At 59.1% G+C, this 11,143-nt stretch carries 9 protein-coding genes and 1 tRNA gene; 8 read left to right on the forward strand and 2 right to left on the reverse strand.

Features of this window, described 5'->3' with window-relative positions; all coding sequences use genetic code 11:
• The first annotated feature begins 30 nt into the window (after positions 1-30).
• The 4 genes from HGP16_RS03455 to HGP16_RS03470 all read left to right on the forward strand — a co-directional run bounded on the left by HGP16_RS03455 (position 31) and on the right by HGP16_RS03470 (position 3,066).
• Positions 31-1,146, forward strand: coding sequence for an endonuclease/exonuclease/phosphatase family protein (locus HGP16_RS03455; protein WP_168838638.1), 1,116 nt, complete (start codon positions 31-33; stop codon positions 1,144-1,146).
• A complete protein-coding gene (locus HGP16_RS03460) occupies positions 1,143-1,880 on the forward strand; it encodes an NUDIX hydrolase (protein WP_168838639.1) in 738 nt (245 codons plus the stop codon). Before HGP16_RS03455 ends, HGP16_RS03460 begins: the two co-directional genes overlap by 4 nt.
• Before the next feature lie 68 nt (positions 1,881-1,948).
• On the forward strand, positions 1,949-2,866 hold the full coding sequence (locus HGP16_RS03465) for a PhzF family phenazine biosynthesis protein (protein WP_168838640.1): 918 nt from the start codon (positions 1,949-1,951) through the stop codon (positions 2,864-2,866).
• A gap of 124 nt (positions 2,867-2,990) precedes the next feature.
• Positions 2,991-3,066 (forward strand) — tRNA-Lys (locus HGP16_RS03470).
• A 265-nt stretch (positions 3,067-3,331) separates the two neighbouring features.
• Here HGP16_RS03470 and HGP16_RS03475 read toward each other — a convergent pair.
• The gene (locus tag HGP16_RS03475) at positions 3,332-3,628 is read right to left on the reverse strand and encodes a hypothetical protein (protein WP_168838641.1); all 297 of its coding nucleotides are present in this window, start codon (positions 3,626-3,628) and stop codon (positions 3,332-3,334) included.
• A gap of 459 nt (positions 3,629-4,087) precedes the next feature.
• Between HGP16_RS03475 and HGP16_RS03480 the strand changes: the two genes are divergently transcribed.
• The 3 genes from HGP16_RS03480 (at position 4,088) to HGP16_RS03490 (ending at position 7,537) form a co-directional block, all read left to right on the forward strand.
• On the forward strand, positions 4,088-4,867 hold the full coding sequence (locus HGP16_RS03480; RefSeq protein WP_168838642.1) for an aminoglycoside adenylyltransferase family protein: 780 nt from the start codon (positions 4,088-4,090) through the stop codon (positions 4,865-4,867).
• Positions 4,868-5,400: 533 nt separating this feature from the next.
• Complete coding sequence (locus tag HGP16_RS03485) at positions 5,401-6,861, forward strand: FAD/NAD(P)-binding protein (RefSeq protein WP_168838643.1); 1,461 nt, start codon at positions 5,401-5,403, stop codon at positions 6,859-6,861.
• A 208-nt stretch (positions 6,862-7,069) separates the two neighbouring features.
• Positions 7,070-7,537 (forward strand): RrF2 family transcriptional regulator, encoded by a 468-nt coding sequence (locus tag HGP16_RS03490; RefSeq protein WP_168838644.1) that lies wholly within the window; start codon positions 7,070-7,072, stop codon positions 7,535-7,537.
• 24 nt (positions 7,538-7,561) lie between these two features.
• On the opposite strand, the gene HGP16_RS03495 is transcribed toward HGP16_RS03490, so the two are convergent.
• On the reverse strand, positions 7,562-8,779 hold the full coding sequence (locus HGP16_RS03495) for an SfnB family sulfur acquisition oxidoreductase (protein ID WP_168838645.1): 1,218 nt from the start codon (positions 8,777-8,779) through the stop codon (positions 7,562-7,564).
• A 660-nt stretch (positions 8,780-9,439) separates the two neighbouring features.
• On the opposite strand from HGP16_RS03495, the gene HGP16_RS03500 reads away from it, so the two are divergent.
• On the forward strand, positions 9,440-10,855 hold the full coding sequence (locus HGP16_RS03500; RefSeq protein WP_168838646.1) for an FAD/NAD(P)-binding protein: 1,416 nt from the start codon (positions 9,440-9,442) through the stop codon (positions 10,853-10,855).
• Positions 10,856-11,143 lie beyond the last annotated feature (288 nt).

Below are 11,143 nucleotides of genomic sequence, written 5' to 3' on the forward strand. Positions count from 1 at the left end.
TCACATTATTCTTGTAAACTGGAATGCTTCATGTCCCTGCGCCTTGCGACATTCAATGTTGAAAATCTTCTAACCCGCTTCGATTACACCGGTTTTCGCAATCAGCTGCGCCAGGACCGGGTGCTGCAGCTTTTCGATGTCCGCAGCGAGGAGGTCTACCAGCAGCTCGAAGCCGCGCGCGTGATCGCCGCGACCGACGACACCAGGCAGATGACGGCGCTTGCGATCGCGGATGCCGATGCCGACATCATCTGCCTGCAGGAAGTCGACAACATGGCCGCGCTGCAGGCATTCGAATATGGCTACCTCTACCGCATGGTCGGCAATGGCTACCGCCAGAAGTTCCTGATCGAGGGCAATGACAGCCGCGGCATCGATGTCGCCGTCATGATGCGCGAGGAAACGCGCGACGGCCAGCCGATCGTGCTCAACGATATCAAAAGTCACGCCATGGTGACCTATGGCGATTTCGGCCTTTTCAACGACGAGCTGCCGGAACTCGAGCTTCATCCGGAAGACAAGATCTTCAAACGCGACTGCCTGGAGCTGCATCTCCATATCGGCGGCGTGCCGTTTTCGCTCTTTGTGGCGCACCTCAAATCGATGGGGCCGGCACGTGAAGGGGTGGATGGACGCCATGCGACCATGCCGATCCGCCGGGCCGAGACGATGGCGGTTCGCCGCATCATCGAGAACCGGTTCGGCGCCGGTCATACGGCGACGAAGAATTTCGCCATTTGCGGCGACATGAACGACTATCAGGAATGGGTCGATGTCATCGGCACGCGCCGCACGGGCTATCGTTTCGAGCCGCGAAGTGAAGACAAGCGCAGCGCGCTTGATGTCTTCACTCATGACGGCTTTGCCGAAAACGTCATGCAGCGGCGGGACGAGCTCGACCGCTGGACGCTCTACCACGCGCGCGGGCCGCAGGAACAACGGCTTTGTCAGCTCGACTATATCTGGTTGTCTCCGGCCCTGGCGCGGGCCAATGCAACGCGGCTCCCGGATGTCGTGCGCTCGGGCCAGCCTTTCCGCACCATATTTCCACCGGGGCAGGAGGTGGAGCGCTACCCGCGCGCCGGCTGGGACAGGCCGAAGGCATCCGATCATTGCCCCGTCGTCATGACATTGGATTTGATATGACCCTTTCAGAACAGAACGACATGGCCGGCTGGCCGCCGGAAGGCACCATATTTCCGATCTCCGGCATCGACCTCACCGTGTTTCCCGGCGAACATCCGTTTCACCTGCGCGAGCAGGAGGCGGCGCAGGAAAACTGGGCGAGGGAAATTGCCGCCAATCCATCTCTCTATGACGGCCGCATGGTCTTCCAGCATCGGCTGTCGATCAATGGCGGCGCGGTGAAGGGCGAGGCCTATATTGTACCGTTCTCGACGTTTCTCTGGTGGCGAAAGCAGAGGCAGCCGGGCGGCTTCCATCTTTTTGCCTTTGCCGTCACCGTATCGTCCGACGGAGCGATCATCGCGATCCGCATGGCGCCACACACCTCCAATCCCGGCCGAGTCTATTGCGCCGCCGGGTCGATGGATGAGAATGACGTTGTCGACGGGCGCGGCGATGTCGACGGCAATATGCGGCGCGAGGTGTTGGAGGAAACTGGTCTCGACCTGAACGATGCCACCGCCGATCCAGGCTATTACGCAATGCATATAAAGCGTTCGGTCACGCTTCTTCGCGTCTTCCGTTTTCCGTGGACGGCCGAGGACATGCTTCGGCGGATCGAGGCGCATATGCTCGTTTCCGAAGAGGACGAGGTCGATGGCGTGGTCGCTATTCGATCGGCCGACCCAACGGCGCACCCCTATAATATTGCGATGCTTCCCATTCTCGCCTGGTTCTTCGGCAGCGGCAAATAGCTTGGGCTTGCGCTGGGGTCGCTTGCCGGTATGAATAATCGAGTCTGGAAGTATGGATGGAGGCCGGATTGGCGCGCAGCTATAGTGTCTATGATGTGTTCACCGACAACAAGCTGGCGGGCAATCCGCTCGCAATCATCTTCGATGCCGAGGACCTGAACGACGAGGCGATGCAGGCGATTGCCGGGGAGATGAATCTTTCCGAGACGGTCTTCGTGCTGCCGCCGCAAAATCCGGCCCATACGGCAAGCCTGCGCATATTTACGCCCGGCCGCGAGCTGCCTTTTGCCGGGCACCCGACTGTCGGCACGGCGATCGCTTTGGCGGAGAAGGCCCATGCAAGCCATGGCGGAGATCTCGATCTCGTCTCCGTTCTCGACGAACGCGTCGGGCCGGTGCGCTGCGCCATCAAGCTGCGGCAGAACAAGGCGAGCTTTGCCGAGTTCGATCTGCCGAAGAAATCGCAGCAGATCCTATTGCCGCTCGACAAGGCCGACATCGCCAACGCGCTCAGCCTGAACATCACCGAGATTGGTTTCGAGAACCATGTTCCCTCCATCTGGAGCGCCGGGGTGCCGTTTCTTCTGGTGCCGGTGCACGATGTCGGTGTGGCCGAGCGGATGGAATTCGATTCGCAGCTTTGGGAAAAGACGGTCCCCTTCGTCGATGGCGCTCTGGCCTCGGCCTTCATCTATTGCCGTGGCGGGGTCAACCATACGGCGAAGTTTCATGCACGCGTCTTTCCGATCGGCATGGGCATTGTGGAGGACCCCGCAACGGGGTCGGCGGCCGCGGCGCTGTCCGGCGCCATCAATCAGTTCGATGCTCTGCCGGACGGCCATCATCCCTTCATCATCGAGCAGGGCATAGAGATGGGACGGCCGTCTCTGATTCACCTCCATGTCGATGTCGATGGCGGCCTGATCGCCAATGCCCGCATCGGCGGCCAAGCCGTGCGCATTGCGTCTGGAATCCTTGAGCTTTGATTTTACGGGGTTTTTCGCGGCTTCTGAAATTTTTTTGACAAATAATCAAAGAAAATTCGTCTGGCCGCTGGACAATCAAACCGATCCTATTTATATGCCCGGTCACGCCGCCAGCAAGCGGTACGGGTGATTAGCTCAGTTGGTAGAGCAGCTGACTCTTAATCAGCGGGTCGTAGGTTCGAGCCCTACATCACCCACCAAAAACCTCTTGAAAACGTTAGATATTCTGAAGCGTCTCAAGGGTTTTCGGCTGTCCGGTTTCCAGCAAATTGGAAACGGCTTCCAATTCGGGTTCCGTTCTTTTCTTGAATGCGGCGGGCTCGATCTCATTCCATGAGCTTCTTGGCGTCCGTCGCTAAGCCGCGCAACTGTCGGTTCAAACGCGAGGCAGGGCGAAGCTTCAAACGAAACGTGATGTCATTGTCATAATGATCGGCCGGTCTTTGTTTGATAGGAATTACCGGATCAGTTCGAAAGCTTGCCGAGCAGAAGGCCGGTGAAGACGCCCAGAAGCGCCGTCGCGATCAAGATGGAACTCGTGGCCGTCGGATTTTCCTTTGCGGCCCGCACGACGTTTCGGCTTTCTGATCGAGCCTGATCCGCGATGCGCGCCACCTTCACTTTCGATGAATAGAGAGCCTCGTCCGCGCGATCCGAAGCGGTGTCGATTCTCTTTGTCAGGACGGTAGAGAGCTTGTTGATCTGTTTGCGGAGCTCGTCGATCTGAGCGTTGATATCCTTGTCCAGCGAGACGTCGGCCATGGTGTTCTCCTTAGTGGCGCAAGCCTTTAGGAACGGCCGGCAGCTCGCTTTGGTTCCCCGCCGCTCGTTGTCCCGGAAACTTCAAGGGCTGCTCCGAGGCAAGCTTCCCGGCCGGCCGATCGGCGCAGGCCTTGCAAAAGGTTCAGCGGAGATGCAGCAGGAATATGGCTGGCGCGGTGATGGACATCGTGAAGAGGATTAGCGAAAACCCGTATTTCAGCCTTCGCATTCGGCGCGTTTTGATGCCGTCCCAGTCATAGCCCATAAGTATATCCCCCTTGCTCGATGTCTTATCGACGCAAGGAAATATCCTAGGAATTGTTTGCGCGAAGCTTGTGGAATAATTCCCGGACTTCAACGAGCGAAGAGCATCGAATTATACAATTCATTGCTGCAATATTTACTGTCGGATTTGCGAGTACAATGACACAACTTGTTCCCGGATCGAAAGGACTTTGCATGCGGGCAGCAGCGTCAAGGATACCGGCTGAGGCGCGCGCCGTCTCGGCAATCGCCAGGCGTGTGTTCGCTGACGGCCTGCTGGCCGTTTATCTGCATGGATCGGCAGTCGCGGGCGGACTGCGGCCGCAAAGCGATGTGGATATTCTGGCGGTCATCGATCAGCCGATGTCCGATGCCATGCGCAAAAACCTTCTTTCTTCCCTTTTGGACGTTTCGGGCCGCTATCCGGTCAGTCCGGGCACTCCGCCCTGCATCGAGCTGATGGTGTTCCTGGGAGATCATCTTGCTGCGCCAGCGTTTCCGGCGCGGAGCGAATTCGTCTATGGCGAATGGCTGCGCGAGGGCTTCGAGGCGGGCACCGTTCCCAAACCTCATTCCGATCCGGAGAATACGCTTGTTCTGGCTCAAGCGCGGCAGCAAGCATGCCCATTGTTCGGCCCCGCCCCGGTCGATCTTCTGGCCGAAATTCCGATGGATCACATTCGGCGCGCGATGCTGGAGGCGCTGCCGGCGCTGCTTGTCAATCTGCCAGGGGATGAACGGAATGTCCTGCTGACACTGGCTCGCATGTGGAGAACGGCCGCAACCGGGGAGTTCGTCACCAAGGATATCGCAGCCGATTGGGCCGCATCGCGCCTGCCGAAGCAGCCGGCGCGAACGTTGCTGCATGCGCGCGAGGGCTATCTAGGCAATGTGAGGGATGATTGGACAATTCGTCAGGATGAGGCCGGCCAGGCGGCGGCTTGTCTGCATCAACACGTGCTGTCGCTGTTATAGCCAATCGCCATGCGTGTCGATTTTGCGCGGCTGTAGCGGGTTTCGAGCATGGTGGCTCAAGCGCATCTAACCATGCCGGGCGTGGTTGCCCGGCCGCAACGGCTATCGCCTTCAACAGCCTATATTCAATGCTTTTTATGCCCGCCTTCCATAACACTGAACACAAAGATGACGGCCAGAATCAGCACCAGCGTATAGTCGAATGCAGTGAGCAGACGAAGCAGTTCCATGATGTTTCTCCTCCCACAGAGAACACGAACCAGAACAACCGCTAGTATGTTCTTTCGAACGACGCCTGCCAAGTTTTTTACATCCTGCGGTGCAAAAACAATATTGTGCGAGGCACAAATAACCGCTTGTTTGCAAAGGCATATCAGCATTGTGTTGGCTGCCTTTGGCTGCGGGTGGAGTGGGCCGCCGCCGCAATCGTATTGTCAACAAATTTTATAGAGTATACGATTATCTCCAATGAAATTGCGATTGCTCGACGCGCGAAGAACTCGCGTGCTGGTCGATCTTGAGGGAGTTGGCTATTGACCATTGGCTCTGACCACCAGGCACGTGATCTGCCTGTTATCGTCATTGTCGGCGGCGGCGTTTCCGGAACGGCGGTTGCCTTCCATCTGCTGCAGCGACAGTCGTTGCCAGCCGGCCAGCTCTTCATATTCGAGCCACGGGAACGTCTGGGAGCAGGGCTTGCCTACGATACGCAAGATCCCGCCCACCGCATCAATGTGCCGGCGGCGAAGATGAGCCTGCTGCCGGATGACCTCGAGCATTTTCAACGCTGGCTGCAGCAGAGGAATGCGCTTGCCGACGATGAGGCGGCGGTTGCCGCCAATGGCAACCTCTTCCCACGACGCTCTGTCTTCGGCAACTATATCAACAGCATGATCCATCCCTTCGTCGAGGATGGGCGTGTTGTCCATGTCAGGCAAGGCGTGGAGCGCATCGAGAGGGCAGGTGGCCGCTGGGCGGTCACCGGTGCGGCTGGACAGCGCGTGGATGCGGATATTCTCGTCATCGCCACCAGCCATCCATCGCCCTCGCCGCCGCAGGTGCTGCGGGAGGCGCTTACGGGGCACCCGCGCTTCGTTCCTGATCCGACACGACCGAATGCGCTAGCGGCTATCGGCGCCGAGGATCGCGTCCTGGTCGTCGGCAACGGCTTGACCTCGGCCGATGTCATCGCATCGCTCGAACTCAGGGGGCATGCGGGACCGGTCACCGCCATATCGCGACGCGGTCTGCGCTCGCGCGGTCATGCGGCGGTGAAGCAGGAACCATTCGGGGATTTCGCCAGCGAGCCGTCGAAGACGGCGCTTGATCTCCTGCGCGGCCTGCGGGCTGCTATCCGCAACGCGGAGGGCGAAGGGCGCAGCTGGCATGCCGTCATCGACCAGGTGAGGGCGCAGGGCCGGCATGTCTGGCAGGCGCTGCCGACCGAGGAGCGGCGCCGTCTCGTCAGGCATTTGAGGCCGTTCTGGGATGTGCATCGTTTTCGCGTCGCGCCGCAGGTGCAGGCGGTCAGCGATCGGGCGATCGAAAGCGGCAGGCTCGAGGTTCTGGCAGCTTCGGTCGCGGCAGTTGACGTTACCAATGGCGTCATTGACTGCACATTGCAGCTCAGCCGGTCCGGGCGGCGTGTCGACAGGCAATTCGATGCGGTCGTCGTCACCACAGGCCCCGGACATCGCGGCATTCTGCAATCGCAAGGCTGGATCGAAGAGCTGTCGAAAGCCGGATATCTCGCAATGGATTCCGCGCGGTTGGGATTTGCCTGCGATACGCAATCGCGGGCACTTGCCGCCGACGGAACGGTGGTGCCGTCCCTGTTTATTTCCGGACCGCTCGCACGCGGCACCTTCGGCGAACTCATGGGCCTGCCCGAAGTGGTCGAGCATGCCGTTCTTGTCGCCGAACAGGTCGCCGGCGCGATCAGCGGCCGTAGGCATGGGAAAAGGAAGGCATATTGGGATAGTAGCGCCGCCTAAATCCAAGAAAAGCCGCAAATTCGTTGCTTAGGCGATACAATTGCCTAAATTTACTCATATAAACTATACAATTTGTGAGTTACTATCTTGTTCGTCAAAGGGCGCGGGGTTACTTCCGTGATCCATGATGACAGGATGAGCCGGGTGAGTCTCTCTTGGGTGGCCAAGCCGGGTTTCAACAATCGACTTTGCAGTAAAGCGGACGGCGATGCTTACGAAAAAAGGAAAATACGGACTGAAGGCGTTGGTGGATCTCGCACGCCTCGGTCCAGGCGAAACCGCATTCATCAACGATATCGCGTTGCGCAACAATATTCCGAAGAAGTTTCTCGATACCATCCTGCTCGAATTGCGAAACGCCGGCGTATTGCGCTCGAAGAAGGGGCCGGGTGGCGGCTATTCGCTGTCGCGCCCGGCGTCGGAAATCCGCATCGGCCATGTCATTCGCACTCTGGACGGGCCGCTGGCGCCGATCCGCTGTGCCAGCCGCACGGCCTACGAAGCTTGCGACGACTGTTCCGATCCGGAGCGCTGTCAGGTACGGCGCTCCATGACGGAGGTGCGTGACGCCATTGCCGAGATTCTCGACAACATGTCGCTGGAGCAGTTCGTTGCCGGCGGCGCGGATGTTGATATCCCGGAGCGGGAAGACCACCGCGCCTCGCAGATCGGCTGACCTTCCCGGCATTCCCTGCGGTTTTCAGACCAGCGAGTTTCTTGCCGGCTTTATGCCGTTGAGATGATAGTTGCCGACGATGTTGTGGGTTCGGCGCGCGGGATCATACAGCGTGTGAATGCGGGCGTTGCGCCAGTGGCGGTCGAGATTGAGCCCGATACGCGCCGACGTCGTGCCGGCAAGATCGAACAACGTATTGGATGCTTCCATCGCGATGTCGGCGGTAATCGCCTGGGCCGCCGCAACTGAGAGCGCAGCATCGATGACGTGATCCTCGGTGAGATTGATCTGGGCGGCGTCGATCTTGCTGCCGGCGCGCTCCACGATCGCCGTTGCTGCCTCGATCCGAATGGCAATCTCGCCGATCCTCGTCACCAGCAATGGATCGTCCACGGCCCGCTTGGAGTCGTTATCCGCCGATAGTTGAGGATTGGTCCGCACGAACTCCATGGTCGCCGCCAGAGCCGATCGGGCGATGCCGAGATTGATGCCGGCATGGGTGAGCTGGCTCACGCAATCGATCACCGTGGGCTCCGTCAGCTTCTCCTGCTGCAGGAGCAGGGCGTCGGCGTTGAGATAAACGTCATGCAGTATGGTCGTGCCGTTTCCGGAGGTTCGTTGACCAAAGCCGTCCCAGTCGTCGATGATCTGAATGCCCTCGGTATTTCTCGGCACGATTGCCGCCATCAGCCCCTTGCGTTTGTCCGGGACGAACAGGGCGATCCAGTCCGAAAACAGAATGCTGGCGGAAGGCAGGCTTCGGCCGTTGAGGCGAAAGCCGAGCCCATCCGGTGCCAGATGCAGGACATCCTGATCCGTCCCGCCGGTCTCTGGTTGGGAGAAGACGCTGCCGAAGCGATCGCCTGTGATCGCCCGGTCGAAGAGGGATGCCCGTTGTTCCTCGCCGCCGGCGATTCTGACTGCCTCCAGCACATGAAAATGTGTCTGCAGTATCTGCGCAATGGAAGGATCGGCCTCCGCCAGGATGGCAATGACCTCAGCGAGAACGCAGTTTGAAATATCGATGCCGCCATGCTCCGAGGGCACTGAAATGCCGAGCAGGCCCGATTGGGATAGGGCTTCGATCTCGTCATAGGGTAGGATGCGGTTGATATCGCGGTCGCTTGCCTGCTGTGCGAAATCAGCCGCGAGTGACCGCGCGATGTCGAGCGCTTCTTCTTCGCTTTGAATGCGATGCGCGGGCGGCCTGACGCGTTCGCGCAACTGCGAAACAGTCCCCATTCACCACTCCTCGGCCAGCGCCAGGTCAGTCTTTCAGGCGTTGTTCGCGCCACGTCCTTGGACATAATAGGCGTCAAATGCAGAAATTGTAAGCGAGCGGGCCGATATATGGTTGCTGCAATAGCGAGCTTTGCGGCTTCTCGTCTTCTGCTCGTCAACGTAGAAAGCGGTGCCGCACAGTGGCATCGGGGCTATGAGACACTCTTCTTTTCCGCCGGAAGAAATCATCGTTATCCACGAGGAGGCATTACGATCACGAGGCGTCTTTTGCGTTGCAGCATCGACAGTCCGATCCCGGTCCCACAAGAAAGCACTTGCTAGCGACGCATTTTCGCGCTTTCATATACGACTAAATAAGTAGACAATGACAATAATCCTGCTGCCTGACGGCTTCCGAGAAGCAATACATGGCAGCCGATTGCGGGGATCTGGTGTAGATCAGAGTTGGACCCGCCTGTCGCATCTTTCTTGCAGCGGATAGGGAAATCCAGATTGAAAGAATGCGCCTAGTTTTGAGAACCGAAGCGGCCTCCGTGCGTTTTGTCAGCCACTGTTCTTCGGCTGTCGAGCACCAGATATCGGAGTTTGAGTTTCTGGGCCCGTAAAGTGAGCAAGCCTCAAGAAAGGCATGATCGAGCACCTCTCGCCCCAGGAGTTGATATGACGGTTCAGGGATTTTTTTCCGCCAGGACGAACGCGGCGGCACAGTCTTATGTGATGCCGCGCATTGCCGTTATCGGGCGCGGCTTTTCCGGTATGATGATGGCGATCGCCCTGATGAAGACAGTGCGCTTTCCGTTTCATCTACAGCTTTTCGACCCCAATTCCAGCGTTAGCGGCGGTCAGGCGCTGGCCTCGGGCCATAGCAGCGAAATCCTCAATAGCCGCGTTCGCGATCTTTCGGTCTCCGCCGGCGATCCCGATGATTTCAATCAATGGCTTTGTGGCAATGCGCCGTTCCGCAGTGCCGTTCCCGCCGCCATACCCGGCTTTTTGCAGATCTTCGTGCCGAAGAGCATTTTCAGCGACTACGTCTATCAGCGCTTTTCCGAGGCTTTCTCGTCGCGTCGCGATGTTGCGGTGCAGGTCAGCAGCGAGACGGTCTTCGGGCTTCGCCGCGTTCGCGGCGGCCGCTTCGTGGTGGAAAGCGACGGTGCCGTTAACGCGCCGTTCGACATGGTGGTGGTGGCGACCGGCTACGGCATCACCGATCAGGAATCGCAGGCCAGCGATCTCGTGAATGTCCCGACGACGGTGCGGGCACGGCGCCTGGTGTCGCGCCCGCATACGCTGCTGCTCGGCAGCGGCCTGCGTGTCGTCGACCGGCTGCTGCAGATGCGCGACAATGGTTATACCGGGCAGATCACCATCGTTTCGAGGCGGGGCTTCCTGCCGCAAAGCCACACGCGTAACAATGCCGATCCGGTATTCCCCGCCGATAAAATGCCTCGCAATCTCAGCGAGATCGTTCGCTTTATCCGTCAAGCCTGCGAGGAGGCTGAGACGAGTGGCCAAAGCTGGCAGTCTGTCATGAACGGCTTGCGCAAGCATGCGCGGTCGCTCTGGCGATCCTTGCCCGCCGGCCAGAAGCAACAGTTCAACCGTCATCTGCGGGCACTCTACGACAGCCATCGCAACCGGCTGCCCGAAGCCCTGCATGTTCGCCTGAAGCAGGAACTGGCCGAGGGGAATACCGTGTTGCGGCGCGGCCATTTCATCCGGCGGACACCGACCGGGATGGTTTTGAGGCCCGCAGGCCGATCAGAACCCGAGCAGCTCTACGCCGATGATGTGATCGACTGTCGATGCCAGGCGCCCGATCTGAATGCGCCGTTGCTGCGCAGCCTGATCGACACCGGCCTTGCGGTGCCCGACGAACTCGGCCTCGGTCTGGCCGTCGAGGCGAGCGGTGCGCTCGAGGTCAATGGCCGCACGACGGAGGGGCTCTTTGCCATCGGCCCCTTGGGGCTCGGAAGTCTTCCCGATATCGATCTGGTGCCGGAGATCGTGACCCAGGCCTATGCAGCAGCCGAAAACGTGGCGGAGCGCTTTCATCCGCAGTGCAAGGCCGGCTGACGTTTCGCGGATCTATTTTAAGCAATTTGGCGCGCCCATCCGGCCTGCCGAAGGTGTGATCTTCATTCTGACATCGCGAAGCAGGCGGCCATGGACGACCCATTGCCAAGGCTTGGCTCCGGCCTATTTCCACGCAGACATGAGCGGTCCGACACGTCGTCTTCGGGACGAAGCGAGCGATATCCGGCTTCGGGCACGATTCAGAACCGGATAAAGGCGTGGAATGCCTTTGTGTCGCCTTTCTTTGTCTTACAAGGCGTTCGCGTAAAGACTATGAAATTCGCAATC

Source organism: Rhizobium sp. P40RR-XXII (assembly GCF_012641405.1).
In the GTDB taxonomy this organism is placed as follows: domain Bacteria; phylum Pseudomonadota; class Alphaproteobacteria; order Rhizobiales; family Rhizobiaceae; genus Rhizobium.